Source organism: Salinispora oceanensis (assembly GCF_000383575.1).
Taxonomy (GTDB): Bacteria; Actinomycetota; Actinomycetes; order Mycobacteriales; family Micromonosporaceae; genus Micromonospora; species Micromonospora oceanensis.
Genome location: NZ_KB911579.1, coordinates 3488382 through 3510651, shown reverse-complemented (window position 1 = coordinate 3510651; position 22270 = coordinate 3488382). Strand labels below are relative to the sequence as shown.

Here is a 22270-nt window from a genome sequence, read left to right as displayed (position 1 = left end):
GTCGGGGGGTCGTGCGGCCCTGGTTGTCGGAGTTTCTGGCGGTGAACCGGAGCGGGGGAGCGGCCGGTCGGCCACTCCCCCGTCACGTCACCGGCGCAGACCGAGCCGCTCGATGAGCGACCGGTAGCGGCTGATGTCCTTCTTCTGCACGTAGTTGAGCAGCCGACGGCGGCGGCCGACCAGCAGCAGCAGCCCACGGCGGCTGTGGTGGTCGTGCTTGTGCACCTTCAGGTGCTCGGTCAGGTCCGCGATCCGCTTGGTGAGGACGGCGACCTGCACCTCCGGCGAACCGGTGTCACCTTCGACGGTCGCGTACTCCGCGCGGATCTTGGCCTTGGCTTGCTGGTCGAGCGCCATGTTCTCCCTGTTTCGGTGAGTGAATCGATGTCGTGTCCGCCAGAGCGGGCTTACCCGGAGGGCCGGGCGGGGCCCGGCGGCGGACGGTCCTCGCACCCGCGGCGTCGTGCAGGCACGCCAGGACCCACGTCGGTGCGCCGACGTCTCCGTCAGGTTACCAGCCCCGGTACCCACGGGCCGGGCAAGGGGCCGACCAGGTGTCGAACCCGATCACTTTCCGTGCTCACCCCAGGGCTTCCCGGGTACGCTCGATGTCCTCGTTCATCTGGGCCACCAACGGCTCGACCGAGTCGTAGCGGACCTGCCCGCGCAGGTGCGCCCCGAAATCCAGGGCCAGCCGCTCGCCGTACAGGTCCGCGTCGAAGTCGAGCACGTACGCCTCGACCCGCCGTTCCCGGCCGGAGAAGGTCGGGTTCGTGCCGATCGACACCGCCGCCATCAGCGGCTCCCGCTGCCCCCGCCGCACCAGGCGGGCGGCGTAGACGCCGTCGGCCGGGACCGCAGCGTACCGGTGGCAGAGCAGGTTGGCGGTGGGGAAACCCAGCTCGCGACCGCGGCGGTCACCGCGGACCACCACGCCCTCCAGCCGGTGCGGCCGCCCCAACGCGCTGGCAGCGGCCACCACGTCCCCGGCGGCGACGCACGACCGGATGTACGTGGAGGAGAAGACCGTCCCCGCCTCGGCCACCAGGGGTGCCCCCTCGACCGCGTAGCCGAAGGTCCGACCCAGTTGCTCCAGCAACGCCACGTCCCCGGCGGCCCGGTGCCCGAACCGGAAGTTCTCCCCCACCACCACCAGCGCGGCGTGCAGGTGCTCGACCAGGACGTCGTGCACGAATGCCTCTGCCGACAGCCGGGAGAAGTCCGGGGTGAACGGCACCACACAGAGCACGTCCACGCCGAGCGCCTCGATCAGCTCGGCCTTGCGGGTCGGCTCGGTGAGCACCGCCGGGTGCGAACCCGGACGTACCACCTCGGCGGGGTGTGGATCGAAGGTGACCACCACCGACTTGACGCCGAGTTCCCGGGCCCGCGCTACCGCGTGCCCGATGGTCGCCTGGTGCCCTCGGTGCACGCCGTCGAAGACGCCGATGGTGACGACCGACCGCCCCCAGCCGCCGGGCGCCGCGTCGTACCCCCGCCACCGCTGCATAACGCTCCTCCCCTGTCGCTGTCCCGACCGCCGCGCCGTCAGGCCGGGGCCAGCACGATCTCGGCACGGGCCCGACCAGCCCGCTCGCTGACGATAGCGACCAACCCGCCCGCCGGGCCGAAGACGGCGTACGGGCCGTCGATCCCCGCCGGGTCCAACGGACCGCCGTGGGAGAGCACCCGCTCCTCCTCGGCGGTCGCCTCCCGGCGCGGGAAGAACCGGTCGGCCGCTGCCGCGAGGGAGAGCGTGACCACCTCGGGTGCCCGGCCCTCCAGGTCATCGAGGGTAGCGGCCTCGGCGAGGGTGAAACCGCCCACGGCGGTACGCCGCAGTGCGGTGAGGTGCCCGCCGACGCCGAGCGCCTGGCCGGCGTCCCGGGCGATCGCCCGCACGTACGTGCCAGAGGAGCAGGTGACGTCCACGTCCACGTCCACCACGTCCGGCTCGTCGCGCCGCAGCGCCCGTACGTCGAGCTGGGAGATGGTGACCCGCCGGGGCGGCAGGTCAACACTGGCCCCTTCCCGAACGCGGCGGTACGCCCGCTGACCGTCGATCTTGATGGCGCTGACCGCGCTGGGCACCTGGTCCACCGCACCGGTCTGCGCCGCCAGCACGGCCCGGACCGCCTCCTCGGTCACCAGACCAGCCGGGGCGCTGGAGATCACATCCCCCTCGGCATCGTCGGTCACCGTCGCCTGCCCCAGCCGGATCGTGGCGGCGTAGCTCTTGCCCGCTCCAATGACGTAGGTCAGCAGCCGGGTGGCTCGCCCCACCCCGAGGACCAGGACCCCGGTCGCCATCGGGTCAAGCGTGCCACCGTGCCCGACCCGGCGGGTCCGGGCCAGCCGGCGCACCCGCGCCACCACGTCGTGCGACGTCATGCCGCCGGGCTTGTCGACCACGATCAGTCCGTCTGCGCTCACGACCGCCAAGCCTGCCAGACGGGCTGGCCCGGCCGGCACCGGGACGCCCACCAGACCTCCGTGCCAACCCACCCGTTCCTTCCACGACGAGTCGTGTTGATACCTCCTGCTACAAAGGGGCACCTAGCCCACCGGAGGTTTCGTGTCCATGTCGCCCCAAAGCCAGAGCCGGTTCCCGCGGCTACACCAGCCGGAGCAGCCGCCCAGTCTCCCCGCCTGGATGCTCGACCCACCGCCCGCTCGGCGCACGGCTGGAGATCGGATCGCGACCGCACTGCTCGCGCTCCCGGGCGCCACCGCCCTGCGCCGCCGGTGGCAGGTGCGGCAGGACCGGCACCGGCTGTATCAGCGCTTCCCGAACATGATGAAGGTGGCCGGTTTCGCCGTCTGCTTCGCCGTGACCCTGGGGCTGGTGCTGGCCACCTACGCCCTGCGGGCCAGCACCGGGCAGCCCTAGCCCAGGGGCGGCGCTACTCAGGTCCGGACCGCGCCGACGACCGCCCAGTGGCCGGAGCGCAGCCGCAGCAGCAGGGCGGCCAGCCGGAGCACCACGAAGAACGTGAGCCCAGCCCAGATCCCACCGAGTCCGAGGTCCAGCCCGTAGGCCAGCCAGATGGCCGGCAGAAATCCTCCCAACGCCGCCACGACCGTGAGGTTCCGCAGGTAGCGGATGTCCCCCGCGCCGATCAACACCCCGTCCAGGGCAAAGACGACGCCCGCCAGCGGCAGCATCGCGACAAACCAGGGCCAGGCCACCATCGCCTCCTCGCGGACCTGTCCATCAGCGCTGAACCAGCCCGGAACCACTCCGGCACCAGCGGCGATGACCAACGCGAACGCCACGCCGCAGCCGGCGCCGAGCAGCCCGATCCGGCGGGCCAGTCCGCGGGCGCCGGCCACGTCGTCGGCACCCAACGCGGCGCCGACGAGGGCCTGCGCGGCGATGGCGAGCGCGTCGAGCACCAGGGCGGTAAAGAACCAGAGTTGCAGGACGATCTGGTGGGCGCCGACCACCGCCGCGCCGAAGCGGGCGGCCACCGCGGTGGCGGAGAGAAAGCTCGCCTGGAAGGCGACGCCGCGGATGAGCAGGTCCCGACTGAGCACAAGCTGCTGGGCGAGAACCCGGGGCCGGGGGCGGAGGGCCACCCGCTCGGCGACCAGCGCTCCGGCGAAGAGCGCACCGGAGATCGTCTGCGCCACGACGTTGGCGACCGCCGATCCGGGCAGGCCGAGCCCGGCGGGGTAGACCAGCACCGGGCAGAGCACCGCGGAGAGCAGGCTCGGGCCGAGCACGAACCACAACGGCCGGCGGGTGTCCTGGACGCCCCGCAGCCAACCGTTTCCAGCAGCGGCGAGGAGTAGCCCCGGTGCGCCCAGCGCCGCGATCCGCAGCCACTGCGCGGCGGCCTCCGCCACGTCGTTCTCCGCCCCGACCAGGGTACGGGCGAGCACGCCGCCGCCGGCCTGCATGCCGACCGCGACGACGACCCCTACCGCGAGCGCGAGCCAGGAGGCCTGGACTCCCTCGGCGACGGCGGCGGTGCGGTCACCAGCCCCGAACCGTCGGGCGGAGCGTCCGGTGGTGCCGTACGCGACCACCGTGCCCAACCAGGCGATGAGCGTCAGCACGGTGCCACCGATCGCCAACGCGGCGAGCGGGACCCGGCCGAGGTGTCCCACCACCGCCGTGTCCACCAGCACATACAGCGGTTCGGCGGCGAGCACCACGAGGGCCGGCAGGGCGAGCGCGGCAATTCTGCGCGGTGAGGCGGAGCGGGGTGTGGTGGCGGCCGGTGGGTTCATCGTCGCCGATCCTGACACGGCTCGGTAAGGACCGCAAACCGGACTAGTCACTTACCGGCCGCGGGTAGCGCCGGACGACGGGCGGCCGCCGCCGCCCGTCGGGGAGGGCATCAGCCGGTCGGCGACCTCACTGGCGCGTGTCCATCGAGGTCTGCAGCGCACGGCGCAGCTGCTCACGCGCCTCGTCAGCGGTGTCGGGCTTGGGCTTGTTCGGCATGGGAAACCCCTTCCAGGGCGCGAGCCACCTATGCAGCGGTGGAACTCACGGGCAAGGTCTGCCACCCGCGGGCGTCCGGGGTCGCCGGAGCGGCACACGGAGCAGCGAGCCCGGGTCGGTCCGACCCTGGAGAGCGACGACGCCGGGTACGACCTCACCGCTCACGACCAGCACCGTCAGCACGGCATCGGTCAATACCCAAGCTATCGTTCAGGTCCGCCTACCGCCGGTGGTTCCCACCATCCGGGCGAAGCCACAATGCGGATAGCGGGACCTCACCGAGCCAGGAAGTGCCAGCCCAGCCACCACCAGAAGCCGAAGAGCCCAATCCGGCCAACCGGCACCGAGCCGACCTCGTACCGCATCACGTACGCGCAGACCTCACCGAGGGTGGGGATCCGGGACCCCTCCCGGCGGGCTGCCAACTCCACGGCGACGAAGAGCGCCACCGCCGCCAGGAAGCCGCCGATCGCCAGCGTCCGCATCATCGCCGCACCAGCCCCCAGAATGCGGACAGCCAGGCCAGCCAAGCCGCTGAACGGATCACCCCGTCCTCCAGTAGTGGATCCGCCAGCCGGGAGAAGGTCGGGAACTCGTCACCCGCCGCGGCCACGAAGGTGGCCCCCTCGAAAACCACAAACACCACCACCGGCAACGTCCACCACACCGCACCCTGATCCAGCCGAACCGGTGCGGGCCGCCGGGGCACCCGGTTACCCAGGCCAAGCCAGATCAGGACACCACCGGTGCCGAGCGTCCACAGATTCGCCTCGATCGAGAAGGATGGAAACCGGCCACCCACCAACGACAGGCAGACGAGCACCGGCACGGTGACAGCGGGCCGATCCCAGGCACGCGGTACCTCGATTGTCAGGTCACGGGGCTGTTCCATGCCGCAATTCTGCCCACCGTCATCAACGGCGGGAAGACCGAACACCCGTAAGCCGACCCTGATCTTTGTCGAGAGATCATCAGCCGAACGGCCAGTCGACAGTTAACCGCCAGGCTCACCCCGACCCCTGCCGCAGGGCTGACCCCGACCGTTACCGCAACACCGACCCTCAACCGTTAGGGCACACCGGCCGTGCCCGCTCCGGTGCCCGCGCCCGCCTACCGCAACACCGGTCCTCAACCGCCCGTCGGGGCGAGTAGCGCCCCGACCAGCTCCCGCCGGATGGCCTCCACCACCTCGTCGGCGCTGCCCCGGCCGGTGAAGCCGGCGGCGAGCCGGTGCCCTCCGCCGCCCAACGCCACCGCCACCGCGCTCACGTCCACCGCGCCCTTGCTTCGCAACGACACCGCCCACTCGCCGTCGGCGGTCTGCTTCACCACGCAGCTCACATCGGCCTCCGCCGTGCACCGCACCGAATCGATCAGCGGCTCCAGCACGTACGCGGGCTGCCCGTGCCGGGCCAGGTCCTCCTGGGTTGCCCAGGTCCACACCAGGCCGTGACCATCCGCCGCGGCGGGCTCCAGCCGGGCCCGACCGACCACCTCGGCGTAGAGCCGCACGGCACCGAACGGGCGGGTGTCGAAGACGCGACGAGAAATCTCACCGGGACTGATACCCGTGGCGAGGAGCCGGGCCGCGAACCGGTGCACCGCCGCGGTGGTGGCCGCGTACCGGAACGAGCCGGTGTCGGTGGTCAACGCCACGTAGAGACACTCGGCGATCTCCCTGTCGAGCGGCACCCCCAACCGGTTGAGCAGTTCGTCCACCAGCACCGCGGTGGCCGCCGCCCGGGGGTCAACCAGATTGATCGCACCGAAGCCGGGGTTCGACGCATGATGGTCGAGCACCAACGTGCTGCCGGCGGTCGTCAACCGGTCCGCCAGCTCCCCCAACCGGGACTCGTTCGCCGCGTCGAAGCTGATCAGAAGGTCCGGATCGGCAACCGCCTCCGCCGCCGGGACCAGCAGCTGCTCACCGGGGAGCCCACGCAGCGGCTCCGGGAGCTGCGGCGGGCCGGGAAAGGTGGCCTGTACCTGTCGCAGACCGAGCCGACGCAGGCCGAGAGCGAAGCCAAGCATGCTGCCGAGTGCGTCGCCGTCTGGGTTCACGTGACAGACCAGCAGCACTCGCCCCGCGCTCGGCACGGCACGGACCGCGGCCACCGCCGCCGCCCAGTCGGCCTCCACCGGCGCGGACCGCGCCCCGACGGCGGAATCGGTCACCGTTGGTCCCCGCCCGGCGGCGGCACCTCGTCCTCGGCGGCCTCGGGCTCCTCTTCCAGCCGGTACGGCTGGGCCTCACCCGCGTACTCGGCCCGGGTGGCGAGGCGCTGCACCTCGGCATCCGCGTGGCGGGCCTGGGCGAGCAGGTCGTCGATGTGCTTGACCTGATCCTGCACGTCGTCCAGGACGAAGGTCAGCGTCGGCGAGTGCCGCAGCCCCAGTGCCTTCCCGACGGTGCTGCGCAACATGCCCTTGGCACTCTCCAACGCCGCGGCAGTGCTCGCCTGGGCGGCGGCGTCACCGAGCACCGTGTAGAAGACCGTGGCGTCGCGAAGGTCGGCGGTGATCCGCGCATCCGTGATGGTGATCATGCCAAGCCGGGGATCCTTGATCTGGCTTCGCACCACCGATGCCACCAGCTCACGCACCCGCTCCGCGTGCCGGCGCACCTTGGCCGGATCCGACATCTCGCCACCTCCAGGCGTACCGCTCCCGACCGCCGGGCACCTGGAGTGCCCAAGCCGCCGGCCAACACCACGAACACTACCCGCGCCGCCGGGCCGCCCGTACGCGGCCGGTGCGGTGACCGCCCCCGGGACAGCCCCGCAGCGACGCCAGTGGATCAGTCGTCCGCGCCGTACAGCTGCCGACGCACCGACAACAGGTCAACCTCGGGACGGGCGGCGACCAGGCGCTCACACGAGTCGAGCACCTCGTGTACGTGGGCTGCCGTCGCGGACACCACCGCGACGGCGATCTCCGCCCGCCCGTGCAGGTCGAGCGCCCCCACCTCGGCGGTGGAAACCTCGACGCGACGCAGCGCCGCCACGATCGGTCGAACGTAGGACCTCTTGGCCTTCAGCGACCGGGAGTCGCCCGGCAGCAGAAGGTCGAATACCGCGGTTCCGGTGAACATCGTCCCGGAGACTACGGACGAACCCGGACATGATCAAGGGGTTTACGCAGCATGGCGTAAACCCCTTGATCTGTTGTCCCTACCGGATCAGGCGCGCGCCTTCTCCCGCATCTCGAAGGTCTCGATCACGTCGCCGACCTGGACGTTGTTGTAGCCGCCCAGGGTCAGACCACACTCGAAGCCCTCGCGTACCTCGGTCGCGTCGTCCTTGAACCGCTTGAGGGAGCTGATGGTGAGGTTGTCCGCCACCACCGCGCCGTCACGCAGCAGCCGAGCCTTGGCGTTGCGCCGAAGCAGACCCGACCGGACGATGCAGCCGGAGATGTTGCCGACCTTGGACGAACGGAACACCTCGCGGACCTCCGCGGTGCCCAGCTCGACCTCCTCGTACTCCGGCTTGAGCAGGCCCTTGAGCGCCGCCTCGATCTCCTCGATGGCCTGGTAGATGACGGTGTAGTACCGGATCTCCACGCCCTCGCGGTCGGCCATCTCGCGGACCTTGTTGGCGGCCCGCACGTTGAAGCCGATGATCGTGACCGCCTCCGACGAGGCGCTCGCGAGCATGACGTCGCTCTCGGTGATCGCCCCGACGCCGCGGTGGATGATCCGTAGCTGGACCTCCTCGGGGATGTCGAGGTTGAACAGGGCATCCTCGAGCGCTTCCACGGAGCCGGAGACGTCGCCCTTGAGTACCAGGTTGAGCGAGGTCTTCTCGCCCGCCTTGAGCTGCTCCATGAGCGTCTCGAGGGTGGCCCGGCCGCGGGAGTTGGCGAAGGCCGCCGCTCGCCGCCGTGCCTGCCGCTGCTCGGCGATCTGCCGCACGGTGCGGTCGTCCTCGGCGGCCAGGAACGTGTCGCCCGCCCCGGGCACCGCGGTCAGACCCAGCACCAGCACCGGACGAGCCGGACCCGCCTCGGCGACCTGGTTGCCGTTCTCGTCGAGCATCGCCCGGACCCGGCCGTGCGCCCCGCCGGCGACGATCGAGTCGCCCGCCCGCAGGGTGCCCTTCTGCACCAGCACCGTCGCCACCGCGCCCCGGCCCTTGTCCAGGTGCGCCTCGATCGCCACACCCTGTGCCGGGCCGTCGGTCGGAGCGGTCAACTCCAGCGACGCGTCCGCGGTCAGCAGGACCGCCTCGAGCAGGCTGTCGATCCCGGTACCCGGCTTGGCCGCCACGTTGACGAACATGGTGTCGCCGCCGTACTCCTCGGCGACCAGTCCGTACTCGGTCAGCTGCTGGCGGACCTTGTCCGGGTTGGCGTCCGGCTTGTCGACCTTGTTGACCGCCACCACGATCGGCACGTCGGCCGCCTTGGCGTGGTTCAACGCCTCGATCGTCTGCGGCATCACCCCGTCGTCGGCCGCGACGACCAGGATCACGATGTCGGTGACCTGGGCGCCACGGGCACGCATGGCGGTGAACGCCTCGTGACCCGGGGTGTCGATGAAGGTGATCGCCCGGTCCTGGTCCTCGTGCGGAACGTGGACCTGGTAGGCGCCGATGTGTTGGGTGATGCCACCCGCCTCGCCGGCCACCACGTTCGCCTTCCGGATCGCGTCCAGAAGCTTCGTCTTACCGTGGTCGACGTGACCCATGACGGTCACCACCGGCGGCCGGCTGACCAGACGGTCCTCCGCCACCTCGGCGTCCAGGTCGATGTTGAACTGCGCGAGCAGCTCGCGGTCCTCGTCCTCCGGGCTGACGATCTGGACGACGAAGCCCAGGTGCTCACCCAACAGCAGCAGGGTGTCGTCGGAGCAGGACTGGGTCGCGGTCACCATCTCGCCCAGGTTGAACATCTCCTGGACCAGCGAACCCGGGTTGGCGTTGATCTTGTCGGCGAAGTCCGACAGCGAGGCGCCTCGGGACAACCGGACGGTCTGACCCTGCCCCCGGGGCGCACCCGAGGACATGGTCGGGGCCGACAGGTTGTCGAACTCCTGTCTGCGCTGCTTCTTCGACTTGCGACCGCGGGTCGGCCGGCCACCGGGACGCCCGAAGGCACCCGCGGCACCACCACCGCGGCCACGGCCACCGCCACCGGGACGGCCACCACCGGGGCCACCGCGGAAACCACCGCCGCCGCCACCGGGGCCGCCGCGGTAGCCACCGCCACCGCCGCCACCGCCACCGGGGCCGCCGCGGTAGCCACCGCCACCGCCGCCACCGCCGCCGCGGTAGCCGCCGCCACCACCGCCACCGCCACCGGGGCGGCCGGCGCCGCCGCCGGGACGACCGGAACCGGGGCCACCGGGCCGGCCGGGACGCTGGCTCGGCATGGAGGCCGGGCTGGGCCGCGGCGGCATCGAGGCCGGGCTGGGCCGCGGCGGCATGGAGGCCGGGCTGGGCCGCGGACCACCCGCACCGGCGGCCGGGGGACGCTGCTGGCCGCCCTGGATGCCGAACGGGTTGTTACCGGCGCCCCGCGCCGGCGGACGACCGCCGGACCGGGGACCGGGGCCCGGAGTGGGCCCGCCGGAACGGCCGGCGGCCGGAGAGCCGGGCCGAGGCGGCATCGTGCCGGGACCGGGGCGGGGACCCGGGCGCGGGCCACCCTCGGCGGGCGGCTCCCGCCGGACGTTCTCCCGCTGCTGCTGCCGGGCAGCCTGCGCGGCCTTGACCGCGGCCTCCTGCTCGGCCTTCAGCGCGGCGGCACGCGCCTCGGCGGCCGCCACCTCGATGTCGTGGGCACTCGCCGGCTTGGCGGCCGGTGTCGCGGACTGCGGCGGACCCGGAACCGGACCCTTGGGTTTCGGGCCGGGCGTCGGGGCACCCGGCCGCCGCGGCGGCATGGGCTTGGCCGTGACGCGGGGTCCGCCCGGAGGCGGCGCCGGGGTCGGGGTCCGGGAAGGGGTCGGAGTTGGGGTCGGGGTCGGCGGGGTCGCCGCCGGCGGAGCCGCCGGCGCGGGCGAGCCGGCACTGTTGACGAACGCGTTCCGCAGCCGTCGGGCGACCGGCGCCTCGACCGTGCTGGACGCGGACTTCACGAACTCGCCCATCTCCTTGAGCTTGGCGAGAACGGTCTTGCTTTCGACCCCGAGCTCCTTGGCGAGCTCGTGTACGCGGGCCTTTCCTGCCACTGCACTCCTCATTCCGAGGTCGTGCGGGCAGCACCCGCAGCGACCTCACTCGTGCACTTGAAGCCTGGTCATTTCTGCGACTTCATCGTGTGCTCATGTCGGTCGTCCTACCTTGCTAGCGACCCGCGTCCGGTCGGGTTGGCCGGACGTCGTGGCTGGCGCATCGATATGCTTCGCAAGCTCACCGTGATCAGGAACCCCGGTGACGCGCAGCGCCCGCCCGAAAGCACGACGCCGCACCGCCTGCGCGAAGCAGGCCGGGTCTGGGTGCACGTGCGCCCCCCGACCCGGCAATCTGCGGGCCGGGTCGGGACGAAGGCTGTGACCAGCCCCATCACCCACCGCGACAACCCGCAGCAGTTCCTTGGTCGACACTCGAGACCGGCAACCCACACAGGTGCGCTCCGGCAGCGCGCGTCGTACCACTGGGAAAGTCTACCCCTAGCCCCCGGAGATCGCGCGGCCCGGCTCCGGGACGTGATCAGCTTCGACCCCACCCGCCGGGCGGGCCGGCTCGGCGTCGGAGCGAATGTCGATCCGCCAACCCGTCAATCGGGCGGCAAGCCGGGCATTCTGCCCTTCTCGCCCAATAGCCAGTGAAAGTTGGAAATCCGGCACTGTTACCCGAGCGGTTCGGGAAGCCAGGTCGACCACCTCCACCCGGAGGGCCTTGGCTGGCGAGAGTGCGTTTCCGACGAAGGCCGCCGGATCCTCGGACCAGTCAATGATGTCGATCTTCTCCCCGTGCAGCTCACCCATGACCGCCCGCACCCGCTGACCCATCGGCCCGATGCAGGCACCCTTGGCGTTCACCCCCGCCGTGGTGGAGCGGACAGCGATCTTCGTACGGTGACCTGCCTCACGAGCGATCGCGGTGATCTCCACCGTACCGTCGGCGATCTCCGGCACCTCGAGGGCGAAGAGCTTCTTCACCAACGCCGGGTGCGAGCGGGACAGGGTCACCTGCGGACCGCGTACACCCTTGGCTACGTGAACCACGACGCAGCGCACCCGCTCGCCATGTGCGTACTGCTCACCGGGGACCTGCTCGGACTGGGGCAGCACCCCCTCCAGCTTGCCCAGGTCCACACTGACGATGCCCTTCTCGGCACGCGCCTCGTGCGCCTGGACCACCCCGGTCACCAGGTCCCCGTCCCGACCCACGTACTCACCGAAGTGCACCTCGTCGGTGGCCTCCCGCAGCCGCTGCAGAATCACCTGCTTGGCGGTCATCGCCGCGATCCGACCGAAGTCGTGCGGGGTGTCGTCCCACTCCCGCACCACACCGCCGTCGGGCTCCACCTCCTGGGCGAAGACCAAGGCCGCGCCCGTCTTACGGTCGATCTCCACCCGGGCATACGGCTGCGCACCCTCGGTGTGCCGGTACGCCGTCAGCAGCGCGGTCTCAATCGCCGCGAGGATCGTGTCGAACGGGATTTCCCGCTCACGCTCCAGTGCGCGCAGCGCCGCGAGGTCGATGTTCACCTCTCCTCGCCCTCCACATCATCATCATCGTCGTCGTCGAAATCGCCGGCCTCTTCGGCGCCGTCAGCGCCATCCGCCTCGCCCGGGCGGGTGAACTCGACCTGCACCCGTCCTGGGCCCAACTCGGCGTAGCTCCACCCCGCCCGACCGGCGTCGGTCTCCAACACCACCTGCTCGTCGTCCACCTCGACCACCCGCCCGGTGACCTGGCGATCCCCAGCGTCCGGCCCACCCCGCACCATGACCCGTACCAGGCGACCGGTGTTGCGCCGCCAGTGCCGGGGGAGGGTGAGCGGACGGGACACGCCCGGCGAGCTGACCTCGAGCTGGTACTCCCCGGCAACGAGGTCCCCGCTTACCTCCTCGGCCGCGTCCAGGGCGGCGGAGACCGCTCGCGAGATCTCGGCGACGCCGTCCAAGTCGATTCCGCCGTCGGCGTCAACAATCACCTGAAGCACGTGGCGCCGGCCGGCCCGGGAGATCGACAGCTCCTCCAGGTCGTACCCGGCCTCGCCGACGACTGGTTCGACAACCTCGTGCAACCGGGCCCGCCGGCTGGCGAGATCGCCGCCGCGGTTGACCCGACCGGCGCTGCGTTGGCCACCCGTACGCCGCGGTCGCCCCGTCGGCCCGGTGGGCCTGGTGGCCCGGCCACGCTGGCTCATCTAGCGCCCCTATCTGCTGTTGGCGGCGCCCGATCGGTCGCCATAGCCACACGCCACCGGGGCGGACGCGCCGGTGGTTGCGCAGAGCGTAACGCGCCGCCCGCCCGTCGGATGGGCCGGCGCACCGACTCTGGCCTCTGCGGGGGGCGCCAACATGGTGTTGACTTGGACGGTGATGGGCAGAATGACGCAGCGGGACACACTTCCGGACCGAACAATGAGACATTCCCGGCGAAACATGCTACGGGTAGGTGCACTCCTGACCCTCGGCGGCGCCGTGCCGTCGCTCACCGGCTGTGACCCGTTCAACCAGGAACCGCCCCCACCCGACCCACTCGCCCCCATGGTGGACGAGGCACTCGCGCTCGCCGCGGCCTACCGGGACGCCGCCACGACACACCCCACGCTGGCCGGCCGGTTGGCACCGATCATCGAAGCGCACAGCGCGCACGCGGCGGAGTTGGCCCGGATCACCAAGGCCGCCCCACCGTCGGCCACCCCAACCGCCAGCACCCCCGCCGATCCCGACGCGACCCTCACCGGGCTACGCGAACGCGAGCAGGCGGCCAGCGAGTCGGCCACCCGGGCCTGCCTGGCCGCACCGGCCGGGCGAGCCGCGCTACTCGCCAGCATCGCCGCCGCCCGCGCCAGTCACCTGGAGGCGCTGCAGTGAACACCCCCACCCCAGGCGCGAGCTCCGCCCACTCCGCGGCCCTGACCGCCGAATACGCCGCCATCTGGGCTTACGGCCCGATCGGGGTACGCCTGACCGGACCCGCCCAGGAAGCGGCCCGCGACGCCGAGGCGACGCACCGGCGCCGTCGAGACGACCTGGTGCTGCAGCTCACCGAGGCGGGCGATAGCCTCCCGGCCGACCAGGCCGGCTATACCCTGCCGTTCCCCGTCACCGACGAGCCGAGCGCCCTCCGGCTCGCGGTTGAAGTCGAGGAGCGTACGGCGGGATTCTGGCAGGCGGCGGTCGCCGCCACCAGCGGCGCCGAGCGGGAACGGGCACTCGCGGCGCTGGTCGACTGCGCGGTGCGGGCCACGCAGTGGCGACGAACCGCGGGGATCACCCCCCTGACCACGCCCTTCCCCGGAAGGACCGCCTGACCCGTTCGGCAACGGTCGCCGACCGCGGGGCCGGAGCATCGACCCGGGCCGCCGGTCGGCAGAATGCTCTCCATGTCCATTCTGGGTTCCCTCACCCGCCGGGTCGGCCACCACCGCTGGTTCAGCACCACCGCCCGGCTCCTCGTCCCGGTTGACCGCGCGGTCGGGCGGCTCAGCCGCGGCCGGGTGATCGCCCTCGGGCTTCTCCCCTCGTTGGTCATCACCACGACCGGCCGCCGCTCCGGCAAGCCCCGCAGCAACCCCCTGCTGTACGTGCCCGACGGGGACGGCTACGTGGTGGTCGGGTCGAACTGGGGACAGACCCACCAGCCCGCCTGGGCGTTGAACCTGCTCGCCACCCCCCACGCCGAGGTAGACATCAAGGGGCGCCGGTTTCCAGTACGCGCCGACATCCCCGAGGGCCCCGAGCGGGACCGACTCTGGCGGTTGCTGGTGACCGAGTGGCCGGCCTACCAGACCTACGTGCAGCGGGCCGGCGACCGTGAGATCCACCTCTTCCGGCTGGTACCCGTCGCCGGGTAGCCGCCCCCTCCTACAGCCCGCCCTGAATACCGATCAGCCTGCCGATGCCATAGGTCGCGGCGGCGGCGAGGCCACCCAGCAGCAGCTGGCGCAGGCCCGCCGCCCACCAACGCCGGCTGGTGAACCGGGCGACGATCGCGCCGGCCAGGAAGAGGCCGAGGCCACCGACGCCGAGCGCCAGCCAGAGACTGGTGCTGCCGAGCAGGTAGGGCAGCAGCGGCACCAGGGCGCCGACGGAGAAGCAGACAAACGACGAGATCGCTGCCGCCCACGGGCTCGGCTGGTCGTCCGGGTTGACGCCCAACTCCTCCCGGACGTGCACCCGCAGCGCCTCCTCCGGATTGCGCCGCACCACCTCCGCGACCTGCGTCGCGAGCTCCCGGGGCAGGCCGCGGGCCACCCAGGTGTCCGCCAGTTCGCGCGCCTCGACCTCGGGATGCCGTTCCAGCTCCCGCCGCTCCTTGGCCACCTCCGCGGCGACCTGTTCGTTGGCCGACCGGACGCTGGTGTATTCCCCAAGCCCCATGGAGATGGCGCCGGCAACCAGGCCGGCGGTGCCGGTGAGGAGCACGGCCCGCGCCGACACCCCACCGCCCCCCACCCCCGCGATCAGGGCGATATTGGTGACCAGTCCGTCCATCGCCCCGAAAACCGCGGGGCGCAGCCAGCCGCCGGAGACGTCCGCATGGTGTGCCTCCCGCAGCGCCGCCGGGGTCTCGGTCACGGCAGGGTGAGAATCTCGTAGCCGTCGTCGGTCACGAGAATCGTGTGCTCGAACTGGGCGGTCCACTTCCGGTCCTTGGTCACCACGGTCCAGCCGTCATCCCACATGTCGTACTGGTACGTGCCGAGGGTGATCATCGGCTCGATGGTGAAGGTCATGCCCGGCTCCATCACATCGGTGGGCCGAGGGCTGTCGTAGTGCGGCACATAGAGCCCGCTGTGGAACGCCTCGCCGATGCCGTGCCCGGTGAAGTCCCGCACCACCCCGTAACCGAAGCGCTTGGCGTACGACTCGATCACCCGACCGATCACGTTGATCTGCCGGCCAGGGGCGACCGCCCGAATGCCCCGCATGGTCGCCTTGTGGGTCCGCTCGACCAGCAACCGAACCTCATCGCTCACCTCACCCACGCAGAAGGTGGCATTGGTGTCGCCGTGCACCCCGTTGAGGAAGGCGGTGACATCGACATTGATGATGTCGCTGTCCTGGAGCACCGTCGAGTCGGGGATGCCGTGGCAGATCACCTCGTTCAGGCTGGTGCAGCAGGACTTGGGGAACCCCCGGTAACCCAGCGTTGACGGGTAGGCGCCGTGGTCACAGAGGAACTCGTGCACCACCTTGTCGATCTCGTCGGTGGAGACCCCTGGCTTACAGTGCTCGCCAGCGAGCGCAATGGCCTGCGCCGCCAACCGCCCGGCGACCCGCATCCGCTCGATGGTCTCCGGAGTCTGTACGTGTGAGCCCTGCCATTGTTTGGGCTGCTTCTTGCCCACGTACTCGGGTCGGGGAATGTGGGCGGGCACCTGTCGCCAGGGAGAGAGCGTGCCGGGGGTCAACGGCGCACGGACGGTCATGGCGCAAGCCTAACGCCGCTACCTCGACACCGCGTGGCGCCCATCGCGCCCAGGCCCCGGCCGGACCGGGCCGGACGAGCACAGGCGGCCCGAAATGATTTGCCCCACTGCCCGCCCCGGCCGCATCCTGACTGCGGTGACCAGGCCCGATCCGGACGGGCCAGCGCCGGGCGCTCGGCAACGCCCGGCGGAGCGGTGGCGCGGGATCCGACCTCTCTCTCACGTACGGTGATCCGCCGTACCCGATGGGTTCCGCGCCACCGCTCCCCGCCCACGGAGTCGGGCCGTGATCTCAGCCGCCGGCCCCGGCACACCGAACCAGTAGCCCTGCCCGGTATCGCACCGCAGCGCCCGCAGCCGCTCGGCCTGCACCCCGGTCTCCACCGCCTCCGCAGTGACCGACAACCCGAGCGCCCGCGCCAGCCGCACCAGGGCGTCCACGATCTGCTCGTCCCGATGGCCGGCCACCCGCTCCACTCCGCCCTCGCGCAGCCCTTCCACGAACGGGCCCGCCAACTTCAGCGACCGGATCGGCAACCGGCGCAGATACGCCAGATTCGAGTAGCCGGTGCCGAAGTCGTCGATTGCCAGCCCCACCCCCAGCCCGGCGAGCCGGTGCAACGCCCGCAGCGGCTCCCCCGCGGTACCCATCACCGCGCTCTCGGTCAGCTCCAGCTGCAGGAGCTCGGCCGGGAGCCCGCTGTCGGTCAACGCCTCCGCCACCACGTCCACGATGGCGGGGTGCTCCACCTGACGCGCGGCGAGGTTGACGCTGACGACCAGGCGGGCCTCCGGCACCTCGCGCCGCCAGGCATCGGCGTCCCGGCACGCCTGGCGCAGCACCCACTCCCCGAGTTGGACGATCAACCCGGTCTCCTCGGCCAGCCCGATGAACCGGGCCGGGCCGAGCCGTCCCAGCTTGGGATGCTGCCAGCGGACGAGCGCCTCCACGGCCAGCATCGAGCCGTCCCGCAGGGAGACGATCGGCTGGTAGTCCAGCACGAACTCGTCCCGCTCCAGGGCTGCCGGCAGTCCGGCGGCCAGCGTGGATCGGGCGATCTCGCGCGCACTTCGCTCCCGGTCCCAGACCGCCCACCGGCCACGCCCCTCGGCCTTGGCCCAGTACAGCGTGGTGTCCGCGGCCTTCATCAGCTCCGACGGATCGGTCGTGTGCACCGGGCACTCGACGATGCCGACGCTCGCCGAGACCATGAGCTGGTGGTCACCGATCCGAATCGGTGCGGCGACGGCCGCGAGTGCGGCCTCCGCGACGCTCACCACGTCGTCGAGGGATTCCCCGTCGTCGACCAGGATGACGAACTCGTCGCCGCCCATCCGGGCCACCAGATGCCCGAACCCGGCGACGCAGTCCGACAACCGGTCGGCGATCACCACGAGCAGCTGGTCGCCCAGGTCGTGACCGAGGCTGTCGTTGACCGCCTTGAACCCGTCCAGATCCAGGAAGCAGACCCCGACCGGGCGACCAGCGCCGGCGTTGTCGAAGACCATCCCGAGGGTCTCGAAGAAGAGAGTCCGGTTGGGCAGGCCGGTGAGCGGGTCATGCAGTGCCTGAAACCGGAGCCGCTGCTGGAGCTCGTAGCGCTCGGTGATGTCCTCGACCACCGCGACGGTGAACCGGGGACGGCCGTCGTCGTAGCGGACCAGGGACACCGCCAGGTCGGTCCAGACGGTGGTGCCGTCCTTGCGGTAGTACCGCTTCTCGATCCGGACGGTGTCCCGCCTTCCCTCAACGACCTCCTGGTACAGCTCCCAGATCCCGGCCGCGTCGTCGGGGTGGAACAGCGACGACACGTTGCGCTGCCGCAGCTCCTCGATCGTGTAGCCGAGCATGTCGGCGAAGGCCTGATTGACGTCGATGATTTGGCCATCGACCAGGCCGATACCGATCCCGATGGCGGCACCGGTGAAGACCGCGCGGAACCGGGCCTCGCTGTCCCGCAACGCCTGCTCCACCTCGTCCCGCGCCTGCCAGGCCGAGCGGGCGATCCGCTCCTGCTGGGCGAAGGTGCGGTCCCGTAGCGCACCGGCGAATCCGGCTGCCATCGCACCCTGCAACGCCGCGACCCGGGTCGCCACCTCCTCCGTACCGACCAGGTCGGGCAGGACCCGGGCGAGGAACCGGTCACCGAGCGCCCGGACCGACCAGTCGAGCACCCCCGGCTCGGTCAGGTGCGCCTCGGCCAGCGCCTGACCGACCTGGGCCGCGGGCTGGGACGAGAACGGCTCGGTGCGCAGCGCCTGGGCCAGCCGGACGGTGTGCAGGTGCAGCAGCCGCTGGGTCTCCGCAGCGCTGAACGGGACGAAAGCGAGCCGGCGGACGGCGCGGGCCCACTCGGCCGCATACCCCTCAGCACCGGCCTGGCTACGTTCGCACCCTCCCGACTCCAGGACGACTGCCACCGCGATCAGCCGACCGGTTGGTCGTGCCGGGCAACCCCGCCGAAGGCACCGAACTGCGCCGGATTGTCATCCACGTCGGAGGCGGAGTCCGGCCGCCACAACGGCATGTGGACCACCCCTGGCTCCAGCAGGGTCCAGTCCCCGAAGAAACCGGTAATCTCGCTGCGGGACCGGAGGGTGATCTCGGTGTCGGTACGCGCCGACAACCGCTGGGCATCGAGCATCTCCCGCGGCTGGTCCTCGAAGGTGGAGTGTGAGAGCACCAGACAGCTTCCGGGCGCAGCGGCGGCCCGGAGCGTGGCGAGGAGGTCGCCCGGGCGGTCGTCGTCGCCGATGAAGTGCACCACCCCGGCGAGCAGGATGCCCAGCGGCCGGTCGAAGTCCAGCAGGTTCAGCGCCCGGGCCTGCGCCAGGATCCGCCCGGGGTCGCGCAGGTCGGCGTGGATGACCCCGGTCCGGTCGTTACCCACCAGCAGATCCCGGCTGTGCGCCACCGCGACCGGGTCGATGTCGACGTAGACGATCCGGGCGTTCGGGTTGACCGCCTGGGCCACCTCGTGCACGTTACCGACGGTCGGGATCCCGGAGCCGATGTCGAGGAACTGGTCGATCCCCTCGTGCAGCAGCACCCGAACCGCGCGGCGGAGAAACTCGCGGCCGGCGCGCATGGTGCCGGCGAGGTTCGGCGTCATGCTGGCGATCTGCTCGGCGAGCTGCCGATCGATCTCGAAATTGTGGGCCCCGCCGAGAAAGTAGTCATACACCCGGGCCGCGCTCGGGCGGGAAAGGTCAATCTCGGCGGGAAGTCCATCCTGCTTCTGCACAGTGCTACACCCCAGTTCGTCGCCGCGGTGCGGGAGGGGACCGGTGTCGAGGGCGCGTGCGGACACGCGGAGGCCACCGGCCGACCCCGCGGATCATCAGGTGCCCACAACTGTAGGCGTGCGTCAATGCGGGCGGAAAGGTGCGGGCGGGCCGCTGGTCACCCCGCCGACTCCAACAGCAGCGAGATGCCCTGACCCACCCCGACACACATGGTGGCCAGCGCCCGGCGGCCGCCGCGGCGCCGCAGCTCCAGGGCAGCGGTCAGCGCCAGCCGGGCCCCACTCGCGCCGAGCGGATGCCCCAACGCGATCGCGCCCCCGTTGGGGTTGACATGCTCGGCATCCACCGGCAGGCCCAGTTCCCGCAGGACCGCCACCGCCTGCGCGGCGAACGCCTCGTTCAGCTCGACCACGTCCAGGTCGCCCACCGCCAGGCCGAGCCGGTCGAGGAGCCGGCGGGTGGCGGGCACCGGGCCGACGCCCATCACCCGGGGCGGCACACCGGCCGCGGCGGCGCCGACGACCCGGGCCAACGGGTTCAGGTCATACCGCGTGAGTGCTGACTCGGAGGCCACCAGCAGCGCCACCGCGCCGTCGTTGACGCCGGAGGAGTTGCCGGCCGTGATCGTGCCCCCCGCCCGGAACGGGGTGGGCAGCGCGGCCAGCTTCGCCAGCGACGTCTCCCGCGGATGTTCGTCGACCTCGACCAGCGTGGTCCCCCGCCGGCCGGCCGGCGCCGACACCGGCACGATCTCCTCGGCGAGCCGACCGTCGGCCTGGGCCTTGGCCGCACGCTGCTGGGAGCGGTACGCGAACTCGTCCTGGGTGGCCCGCGCCACGCCGTACTCGGCGGCCACGTTCTCCGCGGTCTCCGGCATCGAGTCGATGCCCCACCCCTGTTCCAGCAACGGGTTGACCAACCGCCAGCCGATGGTGGTGTCGTAGACCTCCGCGTTACGGGAGAACGCGGTCTCGGCCTTGGGCAACACGAACGGCGCCCGGCTCATGCTCTCCACCCCGCCGGCAAGCACCAGGTCGGCCTCGCCGGCGATGACGGAGCGGGCGGCGAGGGCGAGGGCGTCCAGGCCGGAGCCGCAGAGCCGGTTGACCGTACTGCCGGGCACCTGCTCGGGCAGCCCGCCGAGCAGCGCCGCCATCCGGGCCACGTTGCGGTTGTCCTCGCCGGCCTGGTTCGCGCAGCCGAGGATCACGTCGTCGGTCCGGGCCCAGTCCACCGTCGGGTGCCGCGTCACCAGCTCCCGGATCACGTGCGCGGCCAGGTCGTCGGGGCGGACGCCGGCGAGCGCCCCGCCGTATCTCCCGATCGGGGTACGGACACCAGCCACCAGATATGCCACGGTCATCGCGAATCCTTCGGGGGTGGGAAGGTCGGAGGGGGTGGAGCGGACCCGGATCCGGGCAACGCTCCGGCGTCAGGATATCGACGCCCGGGCCAGCGGGGTGGCAGGTGTCCGAGCCACCCTGGTGGGGAGGGTCACCGGCCAGCCGCCCCCCGAACCACGGAAAACGGTGTATCGTCGTCCGGCAATGACCAACGTCTGGAATCTCACCGTGCGCTTGTACGTCGACCTTCGACTGCAGGCCAGCGGTGTCTGTCCGGCGCGGCCGCACCTCTGACGCCGCCCGTACCTTTCGTTTTCCAGACTTGGACCTTTCATGCGCAAGATCCCTTTCTCCGTGCAGATCCTGCTCGGCCTCGCCCTCGGCGTGGCCCTCGGCTACCTCGCCCGGGCCGGTGAGCTGAGCTGGCTGGCCAGCGGCCTCGACATCGTCGGTGGCCTCTTCGTCCAGCTGCTCAAACTCGCCGTGCCACCCCTGGTCTTCACCGCCATCGTGATCAGCGTGGTCAGTCTGCGCGGCGTGGCCAACGCCGCCCGGCTGGCGCTCCGCACGCTGCTCTGGTTCGGTGCCACCGCGCTCATCGCGGTCAGCGTCGGTATCGGCCTCGGGCTCCTCAGCAACCCCGGCCGCGGGGTCACCCTGGACACGGCCGACGCCACCGCCCCGACCAGGACCGGCTCCTGGACCGACTTCCTCACCGGCCTCGTCCCGACCAACCCGGTCGGCGCGTTCGTCGAGGGCAACGTTCTCCAGATCGTCTTCCTCGCCCTCGTCATCGGCGCGGCGGCCCTGCTGGTCGGCTCGCCCGCCGAGCCCTTCGTCGAACTCAACCGGGCCCTACTGGCGATCGTCCAGAAGGCGCTGTGGTGGGTGATCCGGCTCGCCCCGATCGGGACCCTGGGCCTGATCGGCAACGCCGTCGCCACCTACGGCTGGGACCTGCTGGCCCCGCTGGCCCGCTTCACCACCGCCGTCTACGTCGGCTGCGCGATCGTGCTGTTCGTGGTCTACCCGCTGCTGCTGCTCGGCGCCGCCCGGCTCAACCCGCTGCGCTTCTTCGCCGGCGCCGGACCGGCGATCCAGCTGGCCTTCGTCTCCCGCTCCTCGGTCGGCACCATGCCGGTGACCCAGCGCGCGGTGGAGCGGCTGGGGGTCCCCCGCGAGTACGCCTCGTTCGCGGTCCCGTTCGGCGCCACCACGAAGATGGACGGCTGCGCGGCGATCTACCCGGCCCTGGCCGCGATCTTCGTGGCGCAGGTCTTCGGGGTGGAGCTGGGCGTCACCGACTACCTGCTGATCGCCTTCGTCTCCGTGGTCGGCTCGGCGGCGACCGCCGGGCTCACCGGCGCGATCGTCATGCTCACGCTGACGCTGAGCACACTTGGCCTGCCACTGGCCGGCGCGGGCCTGCTACTGGCCATCGACCCCATCCTGGACATGGTCCGCACCGCGACCAACGTCGCCGGGCAGGCCCTCGTGCCGACGATCGTGGCGGCCCGGGAGGGCACCCTGGACCGGACCGCGTACGACTCGGCCGGCCGGCGGAGCCTGGTTGACGAGGACCCGGCAGAGCGCGACTCCCGGCCCGGCCAGCACGAGGAGCCGGCCCTGGCCCCCGCCTGAGCTGCCCCCTCCCGGCCCCGCCCCACTGCTG

Annotated in this window: 23 protein-coding genes; 5 read left to right on the top strand and 18 right to left on the bottom strand. The window is 71.7% G+C overall.

Annotated elements, in window-relative coordinates:
• Positions 1-87 precede the first annotated feature (87 nt).
• The 3 genes from rpsO to truB all read right to left on the bottom strand — a co-directional run bounded on the left by rpsO (position 88) and on the right by truB (position 2484).
• The gene (gene rpsO, locus SALPAC4_RS0116350) at positions 88-357 is read right to left on the bottom strand and encodes a 30S ribosomal protein S15 (protein ID WP_019871231.1); all 270 of its coding nucleotides are present in this window, start codon (positions 355-357) and stop codon (positions 88-90) included.
• 223 nt (positions 358-580) lie between these two features.
• On the bottom strand, positions 581-1510 hold the full coding sequence (locus tag SALPAC4_RS0116345; RefSeq protein ID WP_019871230.1) for a bifunctional riboflavin kinase/FAD synthetase: 930 nt from the start codon (positions 1508-1510) through the stop codon (positions 581-583).
• A 38-nt stretch (positions 1511-1548) separates the two neighbouring features.
• Complete coding sequence (truB, locus tag SALPAC4_RS0116340) at positions 1549-2484, bottom strand: tRNA pseudouridine(55) synthase TruB (RefSeq protein WP_018744509.1); 936 nt, start codon at positions 2482-2484, stop codon at positions 1549-1551.
• 97 nt (positions 2485-2581) lie between these two features.
• Between truB and SALPAC4_RS25370 the strand changes: the two genes are divergently transcribed.
• Positions 2582-2890, top strand: coding sequence for a hypothetical protein (locus SALPAC4_RS25370; protein WP_080640911.1), 309 nt, complete (start codon positions 2582-2584; stop codon positions 2888-2890).
• A 17-nt stretch (positions 2891-2907) separates the two neighbouring features.
• Here SALPAC4_RS25370 and SALPAC4_RS0116330 read toward each other — a convergent pair whose 3' ends face one another.
• The 10 genes from SALPAC4_RS0116330 to rimP all read right to left on the bottom strand — a co-directional run bounded on the left by SALPAC4_RS0116330 (position 2908) and on the right by rimP (position 12775).
• Entirely contained in the window at positions 2908-4236 is a 1329-nt protein-coding gene (locus tag SALPAC4_RS0116330; protein ID WP_019871228.1) for an MATE family efflux transporter, read from the bottom strand.
• 492 nt (positions 4237-4728) lie between these two features.
• Positions 4729-4938: a DUF6186 family protein gene (locus SALPAC4_RS0116320; RefSeq protein ID WP_018735444.1), complete on the bottom strand. Its 210-nt coding sequence runs from the start codon at positions 4936-4938 to the stop codon at positions 4729-4731.
• Positions 4938-5345 carry a hypothetical protein gene (locus tag SALPAC4_RS0116315; RefSeq protein ID WP_018733579.1) on the bottom strand — a complete coding sequence of 136 codons (408 nt, stop codon included), beginning with the start codon at positions 5343-5345 and terminating at the stop codon, positions 4938-4940. The genes SALPAC4_RS0116320 and SALPAC4_RS0116315 overlap by 1 nt, the downstream gene beginning before the upstream one ends.
• A 236-nt stretch (positions 5346-5581) precedes the next feature.
• Complete coding sequence (locus tag SALPAC4_RS0116310; RefSeq protein ID WP_019871227.1) at positions 5582-6628, bottom strand: DHH family phosphoesterase; 1047 nt, start codon at positions 6626-6628, stop codon at positions 5582-5584.
• The gene (gene rbfA, locus SALPAC4_RS0116305) at positions 6625-7095 is read right to left on the bottom strand and encodes a 30S ribosome-binding factor RbfA (RefSeq protein WP_019871226.1); all 471 of its coding nucleotides are present in this window, start codon (positions 7093-7095) and stop codon (positions 6625-6627) included. Before rbfA ends, SALPAC4_RS0116310 begins: the two co-directional genes overlap by 4 nt.
• Before the next feature lie 155 nt (positions 7096-7250).
• Positions 7251-7544 carry a DUF503 domain-containing protein gene (locus SALPAC4_RS0116300; protein ID WP_019871225.1) on the bottom strand — a complete coding sequence of 98 codons (294 nt, stop codon included), beginning with the start codon at positions 7542-7544 and terminating at the stop codon, positions 7251-7253.
• A gap of 87 nt (positions 7545-7631) precedes the next feature.
• Positions 7632-10625: a translation initiation factor IF-2 gene (gene infB, locus SALPAC4_RS0116295; protein WP_019871224.1), complete on the bottom strand. Its 2994-nt coding sequence runs from the start codon at positions 10623-10625 to the stop codon at positions 7632-7634.
• 93 nt (positions 10626-10718) lie between these two features.
• The gene (locus SALPAC4_RS26680; protein ID WP_027644703.1) at positions 10719-11051 is read right to left on the bottom strand and encodes a YlxR family protein; all 333 of its coding nucleotides are present in this window, start codon (positions 11049-11051) and stop codon (positions 10719-10721) included.
• Between the two features lie 15 nt (positions 11052-11066).
• On the bottom strand, positions 11067-12110 hold the full coding sequence (nusA, locus tag SALPAC4_RS0116285; RefSeq protein ID WP_019871223.1) for a transcription termination factor NusA: 1044 nt from the start codon (positions 12108-12110) through the stop codon (positions 11067-11069).
• Positions 12107-12775 carry a ribosome maturation factor RimP gene (gene rimP / locus SALPAC4_RS0116280; protein ID WP_019871222.1) on the bottom strand — a complete coding sequence of 223 codons (669 nt, stop codon included), beginning with the start codon at positions 12773-12775 and terminating at the stop codon, positions 12107-12109. The genes nusA and rimP overlap by 4 nt, the downstream gene beginning before the upstream one ends.
• A gap of 238 nt (positions 12776-13013) precedes the next feature.
• On the opposite strand from rimP, the gene SALPAC4_RS0116275 reads away from it, so the two are divergent.
• The 3 genes from SALPAC4_RS0116275 (at position 13014) to SALPAC4_RS0116265 (ending at position 14431) form a co-directional block, all read left to right on the top strand.
• Positions 13014-13448 (top strand): hypothetical protein, encoded by a 435-nt coding sequence (locus tag SALPAC4_RS0116275; protein WP_019871221.1) that lies wholly within the window; start codon positions 13014-13016, stop codon positions 13446-13448.
• Complete coding sequence (locus tag SALPAC4_RS0116270; RefSeq protein WP_019871220.1) at positions 13445-13888, top strand: ferritin-like domain-containing protein; 444 nt, start codon at positions 13445-13447, stop codon at positions 13886-13888. Before SALPAC4_RS0116275 ends, SALPAC4_RS0116270 begins: the two co-directional genes overlap by 4 nt.
• Positions 13889-13960: 72 nt before the next feature.
• The gene (locus SALPAC4_RS0116265; RefSeq protein WP_027644705.1) at positions 13961-14431 is read left to right on the top strand and encodes a nitroreductase family deazaflavin-dependent oxidoreductase; all 471 of its coding nucleotides are present in this window, start codon (positions 13961-13963) and stop codon (positions 14429-14431) included.
• A gap of 10 nt (positions 14432-14441) precedes the next feature.
• Here SALPAC4_RS0116265 and SALPAC4_RS0116260 read toward each other — a convergent pair whose 3' ends face one another.
• The 5 genes from SALPAC4_RS0116260 to pcaF all read right to left on the bottom strand — a co-directional run bounded on the left by SALPAC4_RS0116260 (position 14442) and on the right by pcaF (position 20618).
• Positions 14442-15155 carry a VIT1/CCC1 transporter family protein gene (locus SALPAC4_RS0116260; RefSeq protein WP_019871218.1) on the bottom strand — a complete coding sequence of 238 codons (714 nt, stop codon included), beginning with the start codon at positions 15153-15155 and terminating at the stop codon, positions 14442-14444.
• Positions 15152-16009, bottom strand: a complete 858-nt coding sequence (gene map, locus SALPAC4_RS0116255) for a type I methionyl aminopeptidase (protein ID WP_027644706.1) — start codon at positions 16007-16009, stop codon at positions 15152-15154. Before map ends, SALPAC4_RS0116260 begins: the two co-directional genes overlap by 4 nt.
• A 219-nt stretch (positions 16010-16228) precedes the next feature.
• Positions 16229-18430 carry a putative bifunctional diguanylate cyclase/phosphodiesterase gene (locus tag SALPAC4_RS0116250; protein WP_019871216.1) on the bottom strand — a complete coding sequence of 734 codons (2202 nt, stop codon included), beginning with the start codon at positions 18428-18430 and terminating at the stop codon, positions 16229-16231.
• A 5-nt stretch (positions 18431-18435) separates the two neighbouring features.
• Positions 18436-19254, bottom strand: a complete 819-nt coding sequence (locus tag SALPAC4_RS0116245) for an SAM-dependent methyltransferase (protein ID WP_027644707.1) — start codon at positions 19252-19254, stop codon at positions 18436-18438.
• A 158-nt stretch (positions 19255-19412) separates the two neighbouring features.
• Positions 19413-20618: a 3-oxoadipyl-CoA thiolase gene (pcaF, locus tag SALPAC4_RS0116240; RefSeq protein WP_019871214.1), complete on the bottom strand. Its 1206-nt coding sequence runs from the start codon at positions 20616-20618 to the stop codon at positions 19413-19415.
• Positions 20619-20931: 313 nt separating this feature from the next.
• Here pcaF and SALPAC4_RS0116230 point away from each other — a divergent pair, with 313 nt between their 5' ends.
• Positions 20932-22239: a dicarboxylate/amino acid:cation symporter gene (locus SALPAC4_RS0116230; RefSeq protein ID WP_019871213.1), complete on the top strand. Its 1308-nt coding sequence runs from the start codon at positions 20932-20934 to the stop codon at positions 22237-22239.
• Positions 22240-22270: the final 31 nt, after the last annotated feature.